This is a genomic window from Bosea vestrisii (assembly GCF_030144325.1).
GTDB lineage: Bacteria > Pseudomonadota > Alphaproteobacteria > Rhizobiales > Beijerinckiaceae > Allobosea > Allobosea vestrisii_A.
The window spans coordinates 4,244,759-4,265,987 of record NZ_CP126307.1; the positions used below are offsets into that span (position 1 = coordinate 4,244,759).

General features: G+C 65.4%; 18 protein-coding genes and 4 pseudogenes. 6 read left to right on the plus strand and 16 right to left on the minus strand.

Going from position 1 to position 21,229, the window contains the following annotated elements; all coding sequences use genetic code 11:
- Window positions 1-85: 85 nt before the first annotated feature.
- Window positions 86-1,420 (minus strand): omega-aminotransferase AptA, encoded by a 1,335-nt coding sequence (gene aptA, locus QO058_RS20895; protein ID WP_284168168.1) that lies wholly within the window; start codon window positions 1,418-1,420, stop codon window positions 86-88.
- A gap of 145 nt (window positions 1,421-1,565) precedes the next feature.
- Here aptA and QO058_RS20900 point away from each other — a divergent pair, with 145 nt between their 5' ends.
- Complete coding sequence (locus QO058_RS20900; RefSeq protein ID WP_284168169.1) at window positions 1,566-2,114, plus strand: cupin domain-containing protein; 549 nt, start codon at window positions 1,566-1,568, stop codon at window positions 2,112-2,114.
- Window positions 2,115-2,493: 379 nt separating this feature from the next.
- The gene (locus tag QO058_RS20905) at window positions 2,494-2,706 is read left to right on the plus strand and encodes a Rossmann-fold NAD(P)-binding domain-containing protein (RefSeq protein ID WP_284168170.1); all 213 of its coding nucleotides are present in this window, start codon (window positions 2,494-2,496) and stop codon (window positions 2,704-2,706) included.
- Between the two features lie 147 nt (window positions 2,707-2,853).
- Here QO058_RS20905 and QO058_RS20910 read toward each other — a convergent pair whose 3' ends face one another.
- The 14 genes and pseudogenes from QO058_RS20910 to QO058_RS20980 form a co-directional block, all read right to left on the minus strand.
- Window positions 2,854-3,813 carry a tripartite tricarboxylate transporter substrate-binding protein gene (locus QO058_RS20910; protein WP_284168171.1) on the minus strand — a complete coding sequence of 320 codons (960 nt, stop codon included), beginning with the start codon at window positions 3,811-3,813 and terminating at the stop codon, window positions 2,854-2,856.
- Between the two features lie 51 nt (window positions 3,814-3,864).
- Window positions 3,865-4,752 (minus strand): polysaccharide deacetylase family protein, encoded by an 888-nt coding sequence (locus tag QO058_RS20915; RefSeq protein ID WP_284168172.1) that lies wholly within the window; start codon window positions 4,750-4,752, stop codon window positions 3,865-3,867.
- 19 nt (window positions 4,753-4,771) lie between these two features.
- A complete protein-coding gene (locus tag QO058_RS20920) occupies window positions 4,772-5,671 on the minus strand; it encodes a fumarylacetoacetate hydrolase family protein (protein WP_284168173.1) in 900 nt (299 codons plus the stop codon).
- A complete protein-coding gene (locus QO058_RS20925) occupies window positions 5,668-6,378 on the minus strand; it encodes a GntR family transcriptional regulator (RefSeq protein WP_284168174.1) in 711 nt (236 codons plus the stop codon). The genes QO058_RS20920 and QO058_RS20925 overlap by 4 nt, the downstream gene beginning before the upstream one ends.
- 623 nt (window positions 6,379-7,001) lie before the next feature.
- Window positions 7,002-7,979, minus strand: coding sequence for a glycine betaine/L-proline ABC transporter substrate-binding protein ProX (gene proX / locus QO058_RS20930; protein WP_284168175.1), 978 nt, complete (start codon window positions 7,977-7,979; stop codon window positions 7,002-7,004).
- A 200-nt stretch (window positions 7,980-8,179) separates the two neighbouring features.
- Window positions 8,180-9,133, minus strand: a complete 954-nt coding sequence (locus QO058_RS20935; RefSeq protein ID WP_284168176.1) for an ABC transporter permease — start codon at window positions 9,131-9,133, stop codon at window positions 8,180-8,182.
- Window positions 9,120-10,313 (minus strand): quaternary amine ABC transporter ATP-binding protein, encoded by a 1,194-nt coding sequence (locus QO058_RS20940; RefSeq protein WP_284168177.1) that lies wholly within the window; start codon window positions 10,311-10,313, stop codon window positions 9,120-9,122. The genes QO058_RS20935 and QO058_RS20940 overlap by 14 nt, the downstream gene beginning before the upstream one ends.
- A 154-nt stretch (window positions 10,314-10,467) precedes the next feature.
- Window positions 10,468-10,782: an NIPSNAP family protein gene (locus QO058_RS20945; RefSeq protein ID WP_284168178.1), complete on the minus strand. Its 315-nt coding sequence runs from the start codon at window positions 10,780-10,782 to the stop codon at window positions 10,468-10,470.
- Window positions 10,779-11,630, minus strand: coding sequence for an alpha/beta fold hydrolase (locus QO058_RS20950; RefSeq protein ID WP_432211961.1), 852 nt, complete (start codon window positions 11,628-11,630; stop codon window positions 10,779-10,781). Before QO058_RS20950 ends, QO058_RS20945 begins: the two co-directional genes overlap by 4 nt.
- 3 nt (window positions 11,631-11,633) lie before the next feature.
- Window positions 11,634-12,735, minus strand: a pseudogene (locus tag QO058_RS20955) (LLM class flavin-dependent oxidoreductase).
- A gap of 35 nt (window positions 12,736-12,770) precedes the next feature.
- Window positions 12,771-14,281: pseudogene (locus tag QO058_RS31175) on the minus strand (aldehyde dehydrogenase).
- A gap of 15 nt (window positions 14,282-14,296) precedes the next feature.
- Entirely contained in the window at window positions 14,297-15,277 is a 981-nt protein-coding gene (locus QO058_RS20970; RefSeq protein WP_284168181.1) for a flavin reductase, read from the minus strand.
- 124 nt (window positions 15,278-15,401) lie between these two features.
- On the minus strand, window positions 15,402-15,782 hold the full coding sequence (locus tag QO058_RS20975) for a helix-turn-helix domain-containing protein (protein ID WP_284168182.1): 381 nt from the start codon (window positions 15,780-15,782) through the stop codon (window positions 15,402-15,404).
- A complete protein-coding gene (locus QO058_RS20980) occupies window positions 15,779-17,191 on the minus strand; it encodes a GAF domain-containing protein (protein ID WP_284172974.1) in 1,413 nt (470 codons plus the stop codon). The genes QO058_RS20975 and QO058_RS20980 overlap by 4 nt, the downstream gene beginning before the upstream one ends.
- 166 nt (window positions 17,192-17,357) lie before the next feature.
- On the opposite strand from QO058_RS20980, the gene QO058_RS20985 reads away from it, so the two are divergent.
- On the plus strand, window positions 17,358-17,948 hold the full coding sequence (locus QO058_RS20985; protein WP_284168183.1) for an amino acid synthesis family protein: 591 nt from the start codon (window positions 17,358-17,360) through the stop codon (window positions 17,946-17,948).
- A gap of 102 nt (window positions 17,949-18,050) precedes the next feature.
- Here the strand turns inward: QO058_RS20985 and QO058_RS20990 are convergent.
- Window positions 18,051-18,303: pseudogene (locus QO058_RS20990) on the minus strand (aspartate aminotransferase family protein); the annotation flags it as partial.
- Window positions 18,304-18,378: 75 nt separating this feature from the next.
- On the opposite strand from QO058_RS20990, the pseudogene QO058_RS20995 reads away from it, so the two are divergent.
- The 3 genes and pseudogenes from QO058_RS20995 to QO058_RS21005 all read left to right on the plus strand — a co-directional run bounded on the left by QO058_RS20995 (window position 18,379) and on the right by QO058_RS21005 (window position 21,211).
- Window positions 18,379-18,879, plus strand: a pseudogene (locus tag QO058_RS20995) (IS6 family transposase).
- Window positions 18,880-19,118: 239 nt separating this feature from the next.
- Entirely contained in the window at window positions 19,119-20,306 is a 1,188-nt protein-coding gene (locus QO058_RS21000) for an ABC transporter substrate-binding protein (RefSeq protein WP_284168184.1), read from the plus strand.
- Between the two features lie 32 nt (window positions 20,307-20,338).
- Window positions 20,339-21,211, plus strand: a complete 873-nt coding sequence (locus tag QO058_RS21005; protein WP_284168185.1) for a branched-chain amino acid ABC transporter permease — start codon at window positions 20,339-20,341, stop codon at window positions 21,209-21,211.
- Window positions 21,212-21,229 lie beyond the last annotated feature (18 nt).

Here is a 21,229-nt window from a genome sequence, read left to right on the forward strand (position 1 = left end):
CGCGCGCCGGGCGGCTCGGATACAACGTCAAGATGATTTTCGAGATGGAAGAGGTCGGATCGCCTGGCCTAGCTTCGCTCTGCGCTCAGGCGATCCGCTTCAGCGCCTCGCCGAGCACCGAGACGATGTTGTCGATCTGGTCCTTTTCGATGATCAGCGGCGGCGAGAGGGCGATGATGTCACCGGTGACGCGGACCAGCAGGCCCTTGCCGAAACAGTCGACGAAGACGTCATAGCCGCGGGTGCCGGGCGTGCCGCCGCGTGGCGCGAGTTCGATCGCGCCGACCAGGCCGAGATTGCGGATGTCGAGGACATGCGGCAGCCCCTTCAGCGAGTGCAGGGCCTCCTGCCAGTGGCCGGCGAGCTCGGCGCCGCGCTCCAGCAGCCCTTCCTCCTGGTAGATATCGAGCGTCGCCAGGCCGGCCGCGCAGGCGACCGGATGGCCGGAATAGGTATAGCCGTGGAAGAGCTCGATCTGGTTCTCCGGCCCGGTCATCAGGCCGTCATGGACCTTGCGGCTGGCGAAGACGGCGCCCATCGGGATCGCGCCATTGGTCAGCCCCTTGGCCGCGGTGACGAGATCGGGGACGACGCCGAAATAATCCGTGGCGAACGGCGTGCCGAGCCGGCCGAAGCCGGTGATCACCTCGTCGAAGATCAGCAGGATGCCGTGTTTGTCGGCGATGGCGCGCAGCCGCTCCAGATAGCCCTTCGGCGGCAGCACGACGCCGGCCGAGCCGGCCATGGGCTCGACGATGACGGCGGCGATGGTCTCGGCGCCGTGCAGGGCGACGAGGCGCTCGAGATCCTCGGCGAGCTCGATGCCGTGCTGTGGCAGCCCCTTCGAGAAGGCATTGCGCTCGATGTCGAGCGTATGGCGCAGATGGTCGGCCGGGATCTGCGGGAAGACCCGGCGGTTGTTGACGAGGCCGCCGACCGAGATGCCGCCGAAGCCGACGCCGTGATAGCCCTTTTCCCGGCCGATGATGCGGCTGCGGGTGCCCTGACCGATGGCGCGTTGATAGGCGATCGCGATCTTCAGCGCCGTATCGACCGATTCCGAGCCGGAGCCGGTGAAGAAGACGCGGTCGAGCCCGGCCTTCGGCCCGCCCGGCGCGATCGCCGCCAGTCTTTCGGCGAACTCGAAGGCGATCGGATGGCCCATCTGGAAGGTCGGCGCATAGTCGAGGGTGGCGAGCTGCCGCTCGACCGCCGCGGCGATGCGCCGGCGGCCGTGGCCGGCATTGACGCACCACAGCCCGGCGGTGCCGTCCAGCACCTTGTTGCCGTCGATGTCGGTGTAGAACATGCCCTCTGCCGCGGCGAGCAGGCGAGGGGCCGCCTTGAATTGCCGGTTTGCCGTGAACGGCATCCAGAAATTGTCGAGAACCGGCGTATTCGGCTTGGCGCTCATGTCCATGGCGGTCTCCATCGAGGTGGCCACCCGCTTCCGCTATTTCGAAGGCCTGAACAAGTCCTTTTCTAATTGCCGGTAACCAGTTGATTTTTTGATGATCGCAAGGTGATTGTTTCGATATGCGCAACATCTGAAACCGGAGATGGGCATGTCGATCGATATCGGAGGCCGGCTGCGTCAGCTGCGGCTCGCGCATAACCTCTCGCAACGCGAGCTGGCCAAGCGCACCGGCGTGACCAATTCGACAATCTCGCTGATCGAGTCGAATTCGTCGAACCCCTCGGTCGGGGCGCTGAAACGGATCCTCGACGGCATCCCGATCGGCCTCGCCGAGTTCTTCGCCTTCGAGCCGGAGCGACGCAGGAAGGCGTTCTATGCCGCCGAGGAATTGACCGAGATCGGCAAGGGCGCGATTTCGTTCCGTCAGGTCGGCGACAATCTCTTCGGGCGCAGTCTCCAGATCCTGAGGGAGCGCTACCAGCCGGGTGCGGATACCGGCAAGGTTCCGCTCGTCCACGAAGGCGAGGAGGGCGGCATCGTCCTGTCCGGGCGCCTTGAGGTCACGGTCGAGGAGGAGCGGCGCATCCTGGGGCCGGGCGATGCCTATTATTTCGAGAGCCGGCGGCCGCACCGGTTCCGCTGCGTCGGGCCGGTTCCCTGCGACGTGATCAGCGCCTGCACGCCGCCGACGTTCTAGAGGCGCCGACGCCGCTCTGGAGTCGTTTGCTTGCGCGCAGACCTCCGGACGGAGCGGGCGACGAGGTCATGGCGCGGGCTTTTCCGCGTTTGGTCTGTATGCGAGCAGCCAGAGCCCCGTCGAAATTGTGCAGGTTCATTAATTCGCTGATCGGTTCACTCTCGTTGAGGGGGAGCGCTCCGGGGGCTTCAGCACCGTGACGGGAGTCGTTCGTCGTTAGAGAAGGAAACGTGTCGACGCTGCCGGGGACTCTGCTGAAGAGCGGGATCCCTCGCGATAGTTTCCGAGCACCGGAAGTTGTCGAGGCCTTCTCAATCGCCAATGGATGGCGCGAACGGCATCTCGATGCGATTAGGCAGATCCGGGCTCACTTGATTGGGTGATCGTGCGGCACGGGACGCTGTCCGATACTCCCGGCACCGGCAAGGTCAGCGCCGACATGGCTATTCCCTATGGCGAGGTTCCCCGCGACGATGTCGCGGCAGCCCTCGTCCAGATCATCGAGCAGCCGACGGTCAGTCGGATCATCATCGAACTCACGGCTGGCGAGACCCCGATCAGCGAGGCGATCGAGCGGCTCGCGCGCCGATAAGGCAGGATGGAGGGAACGTGGATCAGCATAAAACCGCTGCTGGTGGCGCTCGCTTGCATTCTGCGCAGGGCATCGGCGTATTGTGCGGAGCTCGACTGCACGACGATCTGCCTCGACGGCGCGATCAGACAGGCGGTCAAGAGCTCTTCAATCGACCTTGAGTCCGAGCCGTTTTACGATACCGCCCCATTTGACAACTTCAGCACTTACGAATCCGGTAGCCTCCGCAACAGTGCCCCCGGCAGACTGGAAACCGATCCTGGTCAAGGCGTCGCGAACCTCCGGGGCAGCGAGTGCGATATTGATGTCGGCGTTGATCCGCGTGACAACCGCGGCGGGCGTCCCCGCCGGCACGAAGAAGGCGACCCAGGTCAAGTCTTCGCCAGGATATCCGCTTTCGGCCGTGGTCGGCACATCCGGCAGCGAGGCGACGCGATAGTTGGTTGTGACGGCGATCGCACGGACTGTGCCGGTCTTGGCGAGTTCCGTGGCGGCCGAAAGCGCGACGCTGGCGATGTCGACATGGCCGCCCATGACCGCGTTCAAGGCTGGACCGGCCCCGGTATGAGGCACGTGCCGGATGTCGAGCCCAGCTTGGAGTCGAAAGATGCTTTCGGCGGATAGATGCGGCGTCGTCCCAACGCCAGCCGTGGCGTAGCTCAGTGGCCTGCTCCTGGCGAGCGCGACAAGATCGGCCAGGGACTTGATCGGCCCTCCTGGGGCGACGACAATCAAGTTAGGCGTCGTCGCGACGGTCGCGATCGCGGCGAGATCCTTGCCCGGATCGTAGCCCGGGTTACTCAGAAGCGTCGAATTAACGGCATAGGCGCTGGTGGTGACGAGGATCTGGTGCCCAGTCGCCTCGCCGCGTGCGATCTGGCGCGTCGCCAACGCGCCGCCCGCGCCGCCCCGGTTCTCGATCACGACGGGCTGCTTCCAGAGTTCCTCAAGCTTGCGCCCGACGATCCGGCCGATCAGATCGGCCGGTCCACCCGGCGCGAAGGCGACGACGAGCTTGATCGCCTGATTGGGAAATGCCTCCTGCGCATGCGACGGCGCGGCGGCGGCGAGGGCGAGGGCGAGCCCCGCCATTGCGAAGAACCTCATGGTCGTGATCCCTCCAATACTGCTTTTTTGGGGCTGGCGGTGTCTCGTCGCTCACGCGAACCAGGCTTCTTTCTCCCTCGCATAGGCGGCGACCTCGGCGCGCGTCGTGATCCAGATATCCGTCCGCTTCAGCGCCAGCTTGATCATCGCGTCGTAGACCCAGGCCCCTGATGGGCGGCCGAAGACATGGGTGTGGGCGGTGACGTCGAGCATGAAGGGCTGCGCATCGGCTGCCGTGGCGCGGTCCAGGATCGCCTCGAACTGGCCGATCAGAGCATCGGGGGCGTTGCCGTAGCGAATCGAGTGGGGCAGGTCGTTGACGTCCATCGTGAGGGGCAGCGCGACGATGCCGGTCCGCTCACCGCCAGGCAGCTCGATTAAAGCAGGCAAATCGTCGTCGTTGGCGTCGCCATGCCAGAGATAGCCGGCCTCCGCCAACAGACGCGGCGACGCCAGGCTGTTTGTGGCGCGCGGGCTGATCCAGCCGGTTGGCCGCAGTCCGCAGGCCTTCTCGATGAGATCGCCCGTGCGGGCGATGTTGGCCCGCTCCGCCGCCTCGTCGAGATAGATCGGGATCACGTCCATGCCGTAGGAATGGGCGACGATCTCATGGCCGTCCGAACGGAGGTCGGCAACTGTCTGGGGGTGGCGCTCGGCGAGCACGCCGCTGACCATCACGCTGGCCTTGACTCCGTTGGCGCGCGCGATCCGCGATAAGCGCTGAATGCCGCGCACCGCGCCATAGCGCGCCCAGGAATCGGCATTGGTGTCGAAATATCCCGGCTGCAGCACATTTCCCATCGGCCCGATGCCAGGCGCCTTGCCGGCCGACCAGCCCTCATAGGCAATGTTGAAGATCACTGCGACAGGAACGCCTCCCGGCCAGCGGAATTCCGTCCCGGCCCGCCGCACGCTTTCCGTCCCGATCGGCATCGTCATCGTTCTTTCCTCCCGCTGCTCAAGCGTCGACTACGGCGTTTTCAAGTGTCCCGATGCCTTCGATCGTGACGCTCATGACATCGCCGGCGGCCAGACGGCGCGGCGGATGCATCGCGTAGCCGACGCCCGACGGGGTGCCGGTGGCGATGATGTCGCCCGGCTCAAGCGCCATTCCGGCCGACAGCGCGGCGATGATGGTGGGAATGTCGAAGATCAATCGGCTGGTTCGGCTGTCCTGCCGCAGCTCGCCGTTGATCCGAAGCTGGATCGCGAGATCGGGCGCGTCCCCCAGCGCAGCGCGTAGCACGACCACCGGCCCGAACGGACAGGACCGGTCGAGGCTCTTGCCCTTGAACCACTGGCCGTGGCGGCGCTGCAGGTCGCGCCCCGTCACGTCGTTGATGATCGCATAGCCGAAGACGTGCTCCATCGCCCGTTCCGGCGTGATGTCGGCGCCGCCGCGGCCGATGATGACGGCGAGTTCGGCCTCGTAGTCGAGCAGATCCGTGACGCGACGATGCAGCGGCACTGCGGCCCCGTGCCCGATGACGCAGGCCGGGCTCTTGGTGAAGAACTCCGGGGCAAGCGGCGGGGGCGTCGTCGGCGCAAGCGCCGTCGCCCGCGCGCCCTCCGCGATATGGTCGCGATAGTTCCGTCCGACGCAGAAGACGTTGCGGGCCGGGCGCGGAATTGGCGCCAGCAGACCGAGCCCGGCGAATGGCAGGTCGCCGCCCGGAGCGCCGGCTGCCAGCGAAGCCGCGACTTCGAGTCCAGCCCGTCCCAGCTGCGCCAGATCGGCGACATCGCGAGGCCGCCGCCCGGATTCGGGCCACCGCTCCGTAAGGTCAAGCACGGCATCCGGCGCAACCAGCTGGCCAAGATGAAAGCCGTCGTCGCAGGCGAAAACGAGGAAGCTCATGGTCGATCCGAAGTTAGAGTATCGAGCGCGCGCGCAGCCTCGCGCAGGGAGCGGACATGGTCGCGCCCGGCACGCTCGGCCGCGTCGGGGTCGCCCGCTGCGATGGCGGCGATGATGGCGCGATGTTCGACGAGCGATTGCTGCCCCCGCCGCAGCCGCTCGATGAAGCGCAACCCCGCCATCGCGGCGTGGCCGAATGACCGCCAGGTCCGCTCCAGCAGCGCGCTGCCGGCAATCTCGGCGATCGACTGATGGAACGCGACATTGGCTTTCGCGTAGTCGACGGGGCGCGCTGCCACCGCCTCATCGTCAAACTCCGCGAAAAGCGCGCTCAGCCTGGCTATGTCGGCGGCCGTCGCCGTCTCGGCGCAGAGCCGCGCTGCCAGCCCCTCAAGCATTTCACGGATGGCCAGCCATTCAAGATATTCTTCGAGCGTCACCGGCATCAGGCGCGCGCCGCGGCGCGGCTCCACCGAAACCACCCCTTCCTGCTCTAGTCGCCGAAGCGCCTCGCGCACCGGTGTGCGGCTGACGCCAAGCATGCGGGCGAGTTCCTCCTCGCTGAGCTTGACCGGCTCGTCGATCGTTGCCGCGAGCGAGAGCACATGCCCCCGCAGCGCGTCATAGACCTCGGTGCGTAGATAGGGGCGGGCAGCGATCGGCGACAGCATTTTGGATTTGTATACAAAATTGATAATGAGCGTCAAGCGCGGTGAACACGGCGCCTGCTGCTTAGTGGGGTGAAGGCGGGGGCATCTGTTGCAACCTTTTGAAATGTCGTAGATTGCGGCAAGTTGGAAATGTCACAGGGCGCTACGGAGCCTTTGACGGAGCTGCGGAGAGGCCATGTTTCGCAGCCGCCCCGTCAGAGGCGGTGCGAGTGGCGGCTTTCGCGCGCTGTGGCGATCGACGAAGGAAATCCGGCCTCTGCGCCCTTTCGGCCGAAGCGCATAGCCTCCCGCTTCGCTGTGCGTCTTGGGCGGCACCGACTTGATCTCGTCCCGGCGAGTTTTCACGTAAGCTAAGGCTTCCGAAAGGCGCTTGTTCTCAACGAGGCGGCTGAGGGAGGCGTCTATGGAGCAGGTTACCGCCAGCGGACACCGCTTCCTTAGCAAGTGTATCGTTCAGCTGTCGCTGGATTAATGAGACCAATGCCGACGCCCTTTAAAGCAAGAGCACACACTGTCACCGAATTTGATGTCTCCACGACCACTTTTGGCCTTATCCGAGCTTGCTCGACAGCGGCATCCAAACTGCTTCCATCGCAACCATAGGTGAGGCCGGAAACCGGCCCCGCTTATGGTTGTGAGGATGAGGATGAAGCCTCGACTTACTTCGCCGCGCGCCCGGCGGCGACCCAGCTGTCGAATGCTGCCTTGTGGGCGCCGATCCATTCGTCGGCCATCTTGTTTATCAAGGCGTTGCTGCCGCCGTTCTTGTTGATGTTGAACTCCCAGCCCGACCAGTCATCGAGCGGGAACTTCATGTTCTCGATGAGCGCCTTCACGGCCGGATTGGCCGCGACGAACTTCTTGTTCGCAACCGCCCCCCAATTCCATGAGGCCATGGCCATGCGGCAAGGATCGGCGCCGCCGGCACAGCCCTTGACGCCCTTGACCAGCGCCGAGCCCTTGTTCGGGACGGACGCCGGTAGCGCGTCCTCCGGCGTCGGCAGCCAGACGACGTCCTTGCCTGGAACGAGCGCGTTGTTCACCCAGGACGGGCTCCAGGCGTAGAAGAAGGCCGGCTCGCCACGCTTAACACGCGCCACGGCCTCGACCATCAGCGCTTCGTACTTGCCGCGGATGGATTTCACGGTGTCCTTCAGGCCGAACTTGTCGAGTTGGAAATCGACGACGTCGCCGCAGCTCCAACCAGGATCGCAGTTGATAAGATCGGCTTTGCCGTCCTTGCCGAACAGCGCCGCGATCTTCGGATCCTTCATCTGAGTCAGTGAGGTGATGTTGTGGGCATCGGCTGTCTTCTTGTCGATCAGGTAACCGTTGATGCCGCCACCGACGATCAGGCCGCCGCCGACGATCTCGGCATCCTTCTCCACCGCACGGAAGCCGGGCTCGCGCTGTGGGAAATTAACGTCGGTCGCGAGGTCGAGATCGCCCTGTGCGGCCGCCTGGAAGAATAGGGTCGTGTTCACGGTGCTGAGCTTGATGTCGTAGCCGAGTTCCTTCAGCGCCTTGATCACGATCTGAGCGGTGACATAGTTGGCGCCGAGGCTGTCGCCCTGGGCGTAGCGGGATCGTCTTGCCCTTTCCGGGCAGTTCCTGGGCTTGCGACGGAGCCGCAGCAAAAGCGAGCACGCCTGCCGCAATAGCCGCCGTCAGAACTTTCAGCCGATTGGTGGTCATCTTCTCGTTCTCCTCGTTGCCAGGCACTTCGTCCGGCCTGCTTTGCGTTGCTTTTTGTTATTCCCCTTCCCACCTCGCGGCGGGCCTTCGAGGCCGGGTGCAGCCGCACCCAGCCCAACTTGCTGGCGCATCTGAAGATGCGTCAGACAGCCTGCTTGGCCGATGCGGCCACCCCGCCGGCCTCGTCGGGCCGTCCGCCCTTGAACAGGCGTGCCACCGTGCCAAGCAGCGAGACGCGCGCGGCGGACCTGCCGCCTGCCTTCGGCGCAGCCAGCTTCTGCGTGATCCGATCGAGAACCATGGCGAGCAACACGATGGCGATGCCGCCGACCGCGGCACGGCCGACATCGAGGCGGCCGAGCCCCTGGAGCACGACGAGGCCGAGGCCTTCAGCGCCGATCATCGCCACGACGACCGACAGCACCATCGCGGTCAGCACCGTCTGGTTGAGGCCGCCGAGGATAGTCGGGATGGCGAGCGGCAGCTGGATCTCGAAGAGGAGTTGCCGCTTGTCGGCGCCGAAGGCGAGGCCGGCCTCCACGATCTCGTGCTCGACCATGCGGATACCAAGATTGGTGAAGCGGATCAGCGGCGGCACCGCGGCCGTCACGACCGCGACTTCGCCCGGCACGGTGCCGACCCCGAACAGCATCACGACCGGGACGAGGTAAACAAAGCTCGGCGTCGTCTGCATGATGTCGAGGATGGGGCGCACGACGTTCCAGACCCTGTCGCTGCGAGCGCACCAGATACCCATCGGAATGCCGATCACCGCGCAGAAGACGATGGCGGTCGAGATCAGCGACAATGTCGTCATCGCCTCGTTCCAGACGCCGAGCATGGCGATCACGATCAGCGAGACGGCGCTGAACAGCGCAATCCCCAGCGTCGACAGCCGCCAGGCGAGCAGGAAGAAGCCAACGACGAAGATCGGGAACGGAATGGCGTGCAGGATCCAGTCGTTCAGGCTCAGCAGGTTCTCGACCGGCCATTTGATGGCGAGGAAGATCGGGCGCAGGTTGAGCGCCACCCAGCTGACCCCGCTCTGGATCCAGGCGTCGACCGGGAAAACGGCAAGATCGTCAGCCTTGAACATGGCGCTCTCCAGCAGAAGCGGTCTTGGGCGTGGTGGAGGAGATGCGGGCCAGGATGTCGTCGGCGCCGAGCGTGCCGACGAACTTGCCATCGTCGTCGACGACCGCGATCGGGCAGCCGCCGCGATAGCTGCGCGCAACTTCCAGCAGCTTCGCGCCCGGCCCGACGCTGACATAGTCGGCGCTCGGTGCCCCGATCTCGCCGCTGCTGCGGGCCTTGCCGCAGGCGTCTGCGTCGAGCGTGCCGAGGATCCTGCCCTCGTGGTCCAGCACGAAGCCCGGCCCACCGGTCTCGCCGACGAGGCTGCCGCGCTCCGATTGCAGGATCGGCTCGCCGGCGCGCATCACTGAGCGCGCGTCGAATAGGCGGGCCCGGTCGATCTCGCGGGTGAAGGCGGCGACATAGTCGCTGCCCGGCTCCAGCACGATCGATTGTGGCGTGCCCTCACGGACCAGCTCGCCCTCGGACATGATGGCGATGCGGGTGCCGAGCTTCAGCGCCTCCTGGAAGTCATGGGTGATGAACAGGATCGTCTTGTTCAGCGTGCGCTGCAGGCGGAGCAATTCGTCCTGCATCTCGGTGCGGATCAGCGGATCGAGTGCGCTGAACGCCTCGTCCATGATCAGCACGTCCGCATCGGTCGCGAGCGCGCGGGCGAGGCCGACCCGCTGGCGCATGCCGCCCGAGAGCTCGTGCGGGAAATGATAGCCCCAGCGGCCAAGGCCGACCACGGTCAGCACCTCCTCGGCCCGGCGGCGTCGCTCGGCCGGAGCAATGCCGCGCAGCTTGAGGCCGAATTCGACGTTCTCGATGACGCGCTTGTTGGGCAGCAGCGCAAAGTGCTGGAAGACCATGGATATGCGAGTGCGGCGCACCTCGCGCAGGTCATCCTCCCCAAGCGGCACGATGTCACGACCATCGAGCAGGATCTTGCCTGCGCTCGGTTCGTTCAACCGGTTGATACAACGCGCCAGCGTGGACTTGCCGGACCCCGACAAGCCCATGACCATGTACATGGCGCCCTGCGGCACGGTCAGCGAGACGTTGTTGAGGCCGACGACGGCGCCGAGCCTCTCGAAGACCTCGTTCTTGTCGCCACCCTTGGCCAGGATATCCAGCGCAGGCCCCGGCGTGCTGGAAAATATCTTGTACAGATTCTGGATCTGCAGTCGCTCAGTCATCTCGAACCCTCCTCTCGGTGCCCGATTGCACCGGGCTTGTTCGACCTGCCTGCCGCCTTAGTAAGAGCCGGCAGAACTTGTGCGTCTTCCTGCGATCCGCAGGAGAATGAAAACCTTCCCTCGTCTCCCACGAGGAAGACCGGCGTCTCTTGCGTCAGCGCAGCGGCGAGAAATCCGTCGGCAGCAGAATCCGGTTCTCGGCCTGCTCGATGGTCTCCGAAAGCTTGGGCAGAAAGGCCTGCCAGCGCGGGTCGTCCGCGAGCTGCTGGCGCCGGCGCGTCCTGTCCTCGAAATCGGCATAGGCCCAGAGATGCGTTACGTGGCTGAGCGGCCCGATCTCGGTGGTGAAGTAGCCGACCAGCTGGCCGAGGATCGGCCGCTGGATCTCCAGCCCCTCCTCCCGCACCAGCTGAAGATAGCGGCCCATACGGCCGGTGCGGATGCGATAGATCCGTTCCTCGACGATCATGCCCGTTGTCCCTCCCCGCCGTCGCCGAAGAAGCTGCGCATCAGGCTGGCGACCTGCTCGGGCGCCTCGGTCAGGATCGAGTGCCGCAGGCCCGGCAGGATGTGCAGCTGCGAGCCGGAGATGCGCTCGCACATGTAGAGCGCCATGCGTGGATTGGAGCCGGCGTCCTCCTCGCCGGTTGCGATCAGGACCGGGACGCGGATTTGGTCGAGCAGCCCGCCGAAATCGGTCTGCGCCAGCACGCGATAGGCCGCAGCATAGCACTCCGGATCGTTCTCGGCATTACGCTGGCGCAGCTTGGCGATTAGCTCGGGATTCCGCTCCTGGAAGCCTTCTGTAAGCCACCGCGAAAGCGAGGCGTCGTAATGCGAGCCGCGGTCACCCGCTTGCAAGGCCGCAAGCCGCGTCGCGACGCGCTCGCGTTCCTCCTCGTTGCGCCCGGCCACCGTCGCCAGCAGCACGAGCCGGCGGATGCGCTGCTGATACGTCAGCGCCAGCCGCTGCGCGATCAGCCCGCCAAGCGAGAATCCGGCGAGATTGAAGCTTCCGAAGCCGACATGGTCGGCCAGCGCCAGCACGTCGCCGACGAAATCGTCGATCTCGTAGCGCCCGCGCACCTTGCTTGAGCGGCCATGGCCGCGCAGGTCGAAGGTGAGTATGCGGAAGCGATCGGAGAGGCGCTCCGCCACGCCCTCCCAGGCCTCCAGATAGGAGCCGACGCCGTGGACACAAATGAGCGGCTCGCCGTCGCCCTGCAGGCGATAATTCAGCGTCACGCCGCCGACGGTCAGGCTCTGCGGCCCATCCGTCGGCCCGGCACGCCGGGCGGCTGAGGTTCCGACGGCCACGGCTCAGTACCCCACGGCGGCGAGGCGTGGCTCTTGCTTTGCCGCTTGGGCCTTGTCCCGCTCGCGGGCGATGAAATGCGGCATCACCTCGTCGATGAAGAGGCGCAGCGTCCGCATCTGCAGCTCGAAAGGCAGATTGAACGAGAGGCCAAGGCAGTACTGATCGACGCCGGCCTCCTCATAGACCTGCAGCTTGCGGATCACCTCATCGGGCGTGCCGAACATCAAATTGTCGCGCACGGCCTGCGGATTGTAGTTGTCGCGATTGGCGATAGTCTCGAAAGGAATAGCCTCGGGGAAACCGTTCGTCACCGCGCCGCTGTTCTGCATCAGGTTCTCGAAATAGCCGCCGTAATCGACCGAGTGCCGGACAGCCAGCTCCCAGTCTGCTTGCCGGTCGTAGACGCAGGTGCGCCGCTGCATCATCAGGCGCGGGCGGGGGGTGCTCGGGGTGGTCGGCGACCGCCTTGCGGAACTTCTCGCCGAGCACGCCGACCTCGGCCGGCGGTGCCGAAAGCGGCGTCGAGAGAATGTTGGCGCCGATGCCGACCGCCCAGTCGAAAGTGCCGGGATCGCGCGCCGCGACCCAGATCGCAGGATGGGGTTGCTGCAGGGGCTTGGGCACCGAGGTCGCGAGCGGAAACTTCCAGTAGTGCCCGTCATGCTCATAGTCGCCGGCCCAGAGCTTCTGCACCGCCGGCACCAGCTCTTTCATATAACCAACGCCTTCCTGCTGCGGAATGCCGCCGGCCATGCGGTCGAACTCGTACTGATAGGCGCCGCGCGCGATGCCGAATTCGAGGCGCCCGCCAGTGAGGTGGTCGCAGAGCGCAGCTTCGCCGGCCAGCCGGATCGGCGACCAGTAGGGCGCGACTAGCGTTGCGGTGCCGAGCCGAATGCGGTCGGTGTGCTGGGCGAGCCAGGTCAGCGTCTGGAAGGGGTTGGGCGAGATCGTGCACTCGATGGTGTGATGCTCGGCGGTCCACAATGTCTCGAAGCCGCCCTCGTCGGCGACCTTCGCCAAGGCGCGGAAATTCTTGACGGCGTCCTGCATGGACTCGCCCGGCGAGAAGCGCTCCATGCTGATGGAAACGGCGAATTTCATGGCTTTCCTCCGTTTTGGCTTCTGTCGCGGACAGCTCAGCGCAGGCGAATGACGAACGGGTCCTGCATGGCGCCCGAGTAGTCGATGAGAACGTTCTTCAGGCGCGAGAACTCGCGCATCACCTCGAAGCCGCCGCGGCGGCCATAGCCACTGTTCTTCATGCCGCCATTGGCGGACATGTAGGCAGCGGAACGGTAGGTGTTGATCCAGACGGTGCCGGCATCGATCTCGCGGGCGAAGCGCATCGCCCGGTCGATGTCCTTGGTCCAGATGCCCGAGGCCAGGCCGTATTCGGTGTCGTTGGCGAGCTGAATCATCTCGGCTTCGGTTTTGAACGGCACGATGCCGACGACCGGCCCGAAGATCTCCTCGCGCATGAAGCGCATGTCGTTGCGGGCCTCGACCATCACGGTCGGCTCGAAATACCAGCCGCGCGCCAGCGCCCCGTCCTGCGGCTTGCGGCCGCCGGCCGCGACCTTGGCGCCCTCGCGTACGCCAGAGCCGACATAGTCCTCGATCTTGGCGAGCTGGGCCGCCAGCGCGACCGGGCCGATGTCGGTGTCCTCGACCTGCGGGTGGCCGACCTTGATGCGGCGAGTGCGCTCGACCAGCGCCTCGACGAAGCGGTCGTAGACCGGCTGCTCAACGAAGCAGCGCGAGCCGGCGACGCAGGTCTGGCCGGCGGCGGCGAAGACGCCAGAAACGACGCCGTTCACCGCCCGGTCGATGTCGACATCGGAGAAGATGACATGGGGCGACTTGCCCCCAGCTCCATCTGGCAGGGCGCGAGGTTCTGCGCGGCGTTGCCGGCGATCTTGCGCCCAGTAAAGGTCGAGCCGGTGAAGACGTATTTGGCGATGCCGGGATGGCGCGTCAGCGCCTCGCCGGTGGTGGCACCGTCGCCGGTGACGACGTTGAGAACGCCCGGCGGGATGCCGGCCTCGATCGCCAACTCCGCCAGTGCGAGGCTCGACGCCGTCGCATGTTCAGAGGGCTTCACGACGATGGCGTTGCCGATGGCAAGGCAGGGCGCCAGCGTGCCCGTCAGCATCATCAGCGGCGAGTTCCAGGGGATGATCATGCCGATCACGCCAAGCGGCTCGCGCAGGTTGAAGTTCAGCGAGTCGAGCTTGTTGACCGGGATCGTGTCGCCCTGGAGCTTGTCGGCCATGCCGGCGAAGTAGAGGTAGGAATCCGGGATGGCCCGCATCTGGGCCCGCATCTCCTTGAGAAGCTTGCCGTTGTCGCGGCACTCAATCATCGCCAGCTCGTCGGCGTTCTCGAGCACGAGCTCGCCGAGCCGGCGCACCAGCTTGCCGCGCTCCGTCTGGGTCATGCGGCGCCAGGCCGGGTTGACGAACGCGGCTCGCGCCGAGCGCACGGCGGCGTCGACATCGGCGGCATCGCCCTGCGCGAACTCGTACCAGGGCTCGGCCGTGGTCGGGTCGTAGGACGGCACATAGACGCCGCTCTTCGGCGCAACGAAGGCGCCGTCGATGAACAGGCCCTGACGCGAACCTTCGAGAGATGTGACGGTCGTCTGCATGATCGCTTTACCGGCTCAGGATTGCGGAACGGTGGTCCAGGGCTGCGCCTCGCCGACCATGGCGAGACGGCCGCCATCGTTGGAATCCATGTAGATTCCGAAGCGCTTGCCGGCGCTTTCGCGCGCATAGCGCCGCAGCATCGAGCTGATCTCGCGGGTCGGAATCTCGCCGTAGGGCAGTGCGTCGATCGGGAAGAAGCGGAGCCCCGGCGAGAGCGCGACCGAGGCGGAATCCTGCGCCAGCCTGGCGCGGTAGATCAGGTAGCCCGGATCGCCGTCGCTCACGTCGAAGACGGAGTAGAGGAAAGTGTCGTCCGGCACGAGCGTCAGAGCATCGCCGCCGTCGAGCTTCAACTCATTGTCGGCGATGCGGCGCTTGGCACTCGGCAGCACCCAGCCACCCTTGCCGTCGGCACGAAGCAGAAGCTGCCCGTCCGACTCGATCAGGTAGCCGACGATCATGCCGTGGGATTCGAGCCAGCCCGGCGGCAGCGGGTCCTTCACATTGGCATAGCGGCCCCGGCAGAAGCCGAGCGGCGCGGACGGGCTGGTGCCGAAGGCCTGCACCTCGCCGATCAGCACGACATGGTCGCCGGCGTCGACGCGGTTGTGGACCGTGCAGTCGAACCAGGTCAGGCAATCGGTCAAGACTGGCGCGCCGGTGTGGGCACGATCGTGATTGACGGTGTCGAACTTGTTCGCAGCCTTGGAAGCGAACAGGTTCGAGATGTCGGTTTGGGCCTCGTGCAGCAGGTTGACTGCGAAGGAATCCGAGTGGTTGAAGGCGCTGTAGCTATGGGCGCTCTTGCCGACGCAGACCAGGAGCAGAGGCGGATCGAGCGAGACCGAGGTGAAGGAGTTCGCGGTCATGCCCCGCGGGGTGCCGTCGGCATCGCGCGTGGTGATCACGGTGACGCCGGTCACGAAGGTGCCGAAAGCGCGACGCAGCGCGACCGGATCGATCGCAGTGGCTGTCTTTTCCGCGGTAGCGAGCATCCGCCTCACCTCGATCAATGCGGGATCGTGGTGAGAGGCTAGGCGCCAGCATTGCCTTTCGCTTCCTACGAATAGCTGGATAGATTCGGGAAATGTTTCGCCGGATCGGCGGAGCTGATATCTCTCACGCCACCGTCACTTCGCTACTCTCGATGACGCCGTGCAGCCGGATGGCGAGCTCGATGGCAAAACGCTTGTCGGCCGTTTCCGGATCGATGCCGAAGAGATCCTGGATGCGCGAGAGGCGGTAGCGCAAGCTCGTGACGTGCAGCCCCATCGCGTCGGCGCAGGCCTGGGCGCGGCAGCCCTCGCGCAGATAGGCGGCAAGCGTCTCCAGATAAGGCGTATTGTGCTTGCGGTCATGCGCGATCACCGCGCCGATCGCCCCATCGACGAAGCTACGGACATCGGCCGACTCGGCTGCGCCGATCAGCATCGGCATCGGACCGAAGTCGAAGGCCGACAGGGTCCCGCTGCGGCCGAAGGAGCGGGCGATCCGGATCATCCGCCAGCAACGCTCCCATTCCTTCGGATAGCTCTCGAGCCCGTCGCAAACACCGCCGAGCACCACGATCGGCTCGCGGCTGAAGCTGTGGCGCAGGATTTCGACCACGCGGCGCGCCAGTTTCGCCGCCCGCTCGGCCCCCCATTCTTTTCCCCAGGAACGAGGCAGACGAGTCCGCCACCGACTGCGATGACGTTGACCGGCAGGTTCATCTGGCGCGCGAGCCGGCTCACGGCGTGATGGCAGTCGACGCTGATATCGGCGGGCTGGGTCGGACCATCGGGAAAGTCCACCACGATCATCCAGGCCGGCGCGCCAAGCGCGAGCCCGAGCCGGCGGCCGCGCAGGACAATGTCGTCGGCATCTCGCCAGCGCCGTTCGACGATCTCGAAGAAGAGCTCGGTCAGGGTGCGCGTCTCGAAGCGGAAGCGGATGACGCTGCGCATCATCTGCACGCTGAGCGCAAATTTCACGCTGTCGAGCAGGAGCCGCTGGAGGTCCCCGCCGCTCTCCCCGCTCTCCGGAAAGATCACCAGCGCGCCGACCGGCTGGCCATCGACATCGAGCGCCTCGATCCTTGCCGCGATCTGCGACCGCTGCGCCCCCTCATCGAGGTGAAGGCTCTGCGGCTCGACCCGGCCGGCCGCCACGGCGTCCCGAGCGACAGACGTGATCTGCGCGCCGATCGTGCCGTCGAGCGCCGCCTGCCAGGCCGCGTCGTCGTAGCGCAGCGGCGCCGGCGAGCGGCTGGCCGTGAGCGCATTCCCGGCGAAATCCACGACCACGATCGCCTCTGGCAGCAGCCCGGCGAGCATGGTGGAAAGAGCCGCGGTCGAGCCGCCCGACAGAACCTCCTGCAACAGTATGGTCTGGGTTTGCAGGGCGTTCTGCAACTGCTCTGCCGCCAGCCGCTGCGCCCGCAGTTGGTGCTCGCGCGCCACCGCGATGCCGCCGAGATGGACGATCATGCTCATGAAGGCGAGGTCGTCGCCGGACACATCGGTCACGCCGCGCGAGACAACGTTCAGCACCAATGGCCGTCCCTGCGCGTCGAAGCAGCTCATCGGCAGCACGAGCACGGTGCGATAGTCGCGCTCGAAGGCCTCGCGGCGGTAGCCCGGGAACTCCTCCGAGGCGCGTGCGTCACGGATATAGACGGGCTCGTTGCGCTGGAGCGCGATCAAGGCGGGGCTCGTCGCCAGCTCCCAGCGGTTCTCCAGCGGCCGGCGCAACAATGTCGGGTCGTGCCGGACGATGACGTGCGCCTCGCCATGCGCCGCGTCGATCGCCATGATCGAGCCCAGCGCCCAGCCACCATGCTCGCAGGCAGCTCTGATCAGGTCGCGAAGCACCGTGTCGAGATCGCCGCCGGAATTGATCCGGCTCGCGACGTCGCGCAGCGAGCGCATTTGCGAGGCCTGGTCCGCCACCGTGCTGATCCTTCCTTAGCGGTCGATCTTACGCCGCATCGCAGGTCGTTCCACGATTTTTTTCCAGCGATCCGATGGAAGACGAAGCGGCAGCGCGGCCGCTACGTTTCACCACCGTTTCACAATCGCATTGGGTGGACACGCCATGGACTACGGCCTGCGCAAGATCTCGACCTTCGTCGAGGAAACCTTCATCGAGGGCGGCAAGGCCGCCGACAAGCCGGTGCGTTTCATCGTTGTCGCCGCCGTCCTGCGCAACCCCTGGGCTGGGCAGGGCTTCGTCGACAACCTGCGCCCCGAGATCCTGCGCATCGCCCCGCATCTAGGCGCGGAGCTCACCAGGCGCCTCGTCGCGGTGATGCCGGCCGAGCAGGTCGAGGCCTATGGCAAGGCCGCCGCCGTCGGCTCCAATGGCGAGATCGAGCACGCCTCGGCGCTGATCCACACGCTGCGCTTCGGCAACATGTTCCGCGAGGCCGTCAAGGGCACCGCCTATCTGAGCTTCACCAACACGCGCAACGCGCCGGGCGCCCTGCTGTCGCTGCCGATGATCCACAAGAGCGAGACCGGCAAGCGCTCGCACTTCCTCACCGCCCAATTCCAGATCCCGGATGCGCCGGCCGCTGACGAGGTGCTTGTCGCCATCGGCGCCGCCGACAACAGCCGCGCGCATCCGCGCCTCGCCGACCGCTTTCAGGACATGGAAGAGATGAAGCAGGAACTGGAGACCGCCTGAGCGCATCGCGCTAGCACCACTCGGCATCCGCCGATCGAGAAAGGGTCCGCCATGTCGGCGGGCCCTTTTGCATGTGCGGGCTGCTTCAGCCATTGCGGCGCCTCAGGCCAGCTTGACGTTCTCGCGGGCGAGCTCGTCCATGACCTGAAGCACGGCCTGCTCGGCGATGCCGACGATCTCGTCGATCTCGTCCCTCGTCGTCACCAGCGGCGGGGGCGAAACCGAGGATCTCGCCATGGGGCATCGCACGCGCGATCAGGCCGCGATCGCGCGCCGCCTTGGAGATGCGCGCCCCGACTTTGAGGCCCGCATCGAAGCGGGTCTTGGCAGCGCGATCAGCGACGAATTCGAGCGCCCAGCAGGTTCTGTCGCAAACTGGATTGCAAGGTGTCACCTGCATGAGGGCATTTCGACTTTCGGGGATCTTGCCATGTTCAAAGGCCGTCATTTCGACCGATCCGTAATCCTACCGTGCGTGCGGTGGTATTTGGCTTGCAATTTGAGCCTGCGCGATCTGGAAGAAATGATGGCTGAGCGACGCCTGAACGTCGATCATTCTATCGACAGCGTCGGCGACACGGTCGAGTTCTATTTCAGCGAAACCCGTGACCTGCCGGCGGCAAAACGCTTCCTGCGGAAGGCACTTGTGCGCCATGGCAGACCGGATCGCATTGTCATTGACGGCAGCCAGACCAATCACGAGGTGATCCGATCCTAGTATGCCGAAAGCCGTCTGCGAGCGCGATCGCACAGGATCATCGGCGCATCAAGCGTCGCATCCGTTCGATGCTCGGCTTCAAGTCGGTAATGAGCGCCGAGGCTATCCTCTCCGGCATCGAGATGGTCCATATGATGCGCAAACGACAGGCGAGATTTTGCCCATAATCCACGCCCCTCGATCGCCGAACAGTTCGAGATCCTCGCGGCCTGATCTGGGCCATCGGGCGACGCTCCTCCCGTCAAATTCCGGATTGCGACAGAGCCATAAAGAATCCCTATGGCGGCAGAATGCAGTTGTGGTTCCCAGGCCAAGGCCACCGAACCTAGACTTTCCTCCAGTCGGGTATGCCAACCAAGCCCGATCGGATCGGAAGTCGCCTGCGTGCGACGATGCCGGTTCCGGCTAACCGCGACGAGATCGCGGAGTACGATCAGGGAACGGAGTCGATCATGGCCACGACAACAGACCGTAGAGCCTTCTGTCTTCTAGCGTCCGCCGCCTGCCTTGCCGTTGCACCTGCCTTCCATGGGGTGGCGCTGGCGCAGGACAACGGCATCCGACTCGGCATCGTCGCGCCGATGAGCGGCCCCAATGCACGCTATGGCGCGTTTTCGCTGCGCGGCGCGCAGCTCGCCGCCAAGGAGATCAACGCGGCCGGCGGCATCGACGGGCGCAAGATCGAGGTCTTCTCCGCCGACAGCCAGGGTACGCCGGTCGAGGGCGTCTCGGCGACGCGGCGCCTGATCGCGCAGGACAAGGTCGATTTCGTCATCGGCGACGTTTCGAGCTCGGTGACGCTGGCGATGCAGCCGGTCGTCGAGGATGCCGGTGTGCTTCTGATCAACGCGGCGTCGTCCAATCCCAAGATCACCTATGCGGCGGGTGTCGGCGGCTTTAAATGGAGCTTCCGCAACTATCCGACCGACGAGAACCGCGCCCTGATCGTCGCGCAATACGCCGCCGAGAAGCGCGGCTTCACCAAATTCGCGGTGCTCTCGGTCGACAGCGACTATGGCCGCTCGGCGATCGAGTTCACCAAGAAGTACCTGCCTCGCTTCAAGGGCCAGATCCTGACCGAGGACTACTACAAGGAAGGCGAGGTCGATTTCCGCAGCGTGCTCGCCAAGATCCGCGATTCCGGCGCCCAGGCGATCATCATGTACGGCCTGGCCGATACCACGCCGATCATCGCCCGGCAGATGACCGAGGTCGGGCTCGCCGGCAAAATTCCGCTGATCGGCAATGGCGAGTTCAACACCGAGAAGACGATCAAGTCGGCGCCGAAGGCCCTGGAGGGTGCCGTCGAGGCCGCAGCCTGGTTGCCGGCCTGGGACAGCCCCAAGAGCAAAGGCTTCGTCACCAGGTTCACGGCGGAATACCGTGAGGCGCCCAACAACCACGCCTATGTCCACTGGGAGACCGTGAACCTGCTCGGCAAGGCCGTCGAGGCGGCCAAGAGCATCGATCGCACCAAGGTCCGCGATGCGCTCGCCAAGATCAAATATGACAGCGCCGTCGGCGAGGTGACCTTCGACGACCACAACCAGGCGAAGCTGCCGATGATCCTGCTCCAGATCGAGGACGGCAAGCCGGTGGTCAAGGGCGCCTATTCCGCCGATATCGATTATCCGCGCTGACTGTTCCCGCGCAGGCCTGAGGGGAGGTCGGGATGCTGTTCCAAATCTCAGAGCAGATCGTCAACGGCATCGTCACCGGCTCGGTCTACGCCATCGTCGCCGTTGGCATGACGATGATCTTCGGTGTCCTGCGCGCGATCAACTTCGCCCATGGCGAATACTACATGGTCGGCACCTTCGGGGCCTGGGTCGCGATCGAGTTTTTCGACCTGCCTTACCCGATCGCCGTCGCGGCCGGGGTCATTGCCACGGCGTTCGTGGCTCTGGTCGTCGGTAAGTTCGTGATGCAGCGCATGGTGGGTGCGCCGGCTGAGGCCGGCGTGCTGGCGACGCTGGGCATCGCGCTCATCCTGCAGAACACCGTCATCCTCGTCTTCGGCGGCGGCTACAAGTTCTTCGAGGGCGGCTATATCGAGCCGGTCACGATCTTCGGCGTCTCGCTCGCCGAGCAGCGCCTCCTGATCATCGTCATCGCGGTGCTGGTCTTCTTCGGGCTCGAGCTGCTCGTCACCTATAGCCGCATGGGCAAGGCGATGCGGGCCGTCTCGCAGAACGTCGATTGCTGCGCGGTGGTGGGCATCGATGTGCGCAAGGTGGTGGTCACGACCTTCATCCTGGGCGCTGCGCTCGCCGGTCTGTCGGGCGTGCTCACGGCGCCGGTCAATGTCAGCGTCTATGGCGGCATGGGCGAGCTCATCACCTTCAAGACGTTGCCGATCATCATCATGGGCGGGCTCGGCAATGTTCGCGGCACCTTCTTCGCGGCTATGATCCTGGGCATCGCCGAGAGCCTGGTGGCCACCTATGTCGGCCTGCAATTCCGCGACACGGTCGGCTTCGCCACCTTGATGCTCGTCCTGATGTGGCGGCCGCACGGACTGTTCTCCGCCCAGGCCCGCTACTGAAGGCGCGGCCCTTTCCGG

Excerpts from the sequence above, each read along its gene's own strand:
- QO058_RS20975 (WP_284168182.1), bottom strand. The coding sequence starts at position 15,782 with ATGATCCGGATCGCCCGCTCCTTCGGCCGCAGCGGGACCCTGTCGGCC.
- QO058_RS20985 (WP_284168183.1), top strand. The coding sequence starts at position 17,358 with ATGGACTACGGCCTGCGCAAGATCTCGACCTTCGTCGAGGAAACCTTC.
- QO058_RS21005 (WP_284168185.1), top strand. The coding sequence starts at position 20,339 with ATGCTGTTCCAAATCTCAGAGCAGATCGTCAACGGCATCGTCACCGGC.
- QO058_RS20910 (WP_284168171.1), bottom strand. The coding sequence starts at position 3,813 with ATGAGGTTCTTCGCAATGGCGGGGCTCGCCCTCGCCCTCGCCGCCGCC.
- QO058_RS20915 (WP_284168172.1), bottom strand. The coding sequence starts at position 4,752 with ATGACGATGCCGATCGGGACGGAAAGCGTGCGGCGGGCCGGGACGGAA.
- QO058_RS20970 (WP_284168181.1), bottom strand. The coding sequence starts at position 15,277 with ATGCTCGCTACCGCGGAAAAGACAGCCACTGCGATCGATCCGGTCGCG.
- QO058_RS20920 (WP_284168173.1), bottom strand. The coding sequence starts at position 5,671 with ATGAGCTTCCTCGTTTTCGCCTGCGACGACGGCTTTCATCTTGGCCAG.
- QO058_RS20980 (WP_284172974.1), bottom strand. The coding sequence starts at position 17,191 with ATGCGCTCGCTGCGCGACGTCGCGAGCCGGATCAATTCCGGCGGCGAT.
- QO058_RS21000 (WP_284168184.1), top strand. The coding sequence starts at position 19,119 with ATGGCCACGACAACAGACCGTAGAGCCTTCTGTCTTCTAGCGTCCGCC.
- QO058_RS20935 (WP_284168176.1), bottom strand. The coding sequence starts at position 9,133 with ATGTTCAAGGCTGACGATCTTGCCGTTTTCCCGGTCGACGCCTGGATC.
- QO058_RS20900 (WP_284168169.1), top strand. The coding sequence starts at position 1,566 with ATGTCGATCGATATCGGAGGCCGGCTGCGTCAGCTGCGGCTCGCGCAT.
- QO058_RS20940 (WP_284168177.1), bottom strand. The coding sequence starts at position 10,313 with ATGACTGAGCGACTGCAGATCCAGAATCTGTACAAGATATTTTCCAGC.
- aptA (WP_284168168.1), bottom strand. The coding sequence starts at position 1,420 with ATGGACATGAGCGCCAAGCCGAATACGCCGGTTCTCGACAATTTCTGG.
- QO058_RS20945 (WP_284168178.1), bottom strand. The coding sequence starts at position 10,782 with ATGATCGTCGAGGAACGGATCTATCGCATCCGCACCGGCCGTATGGGC.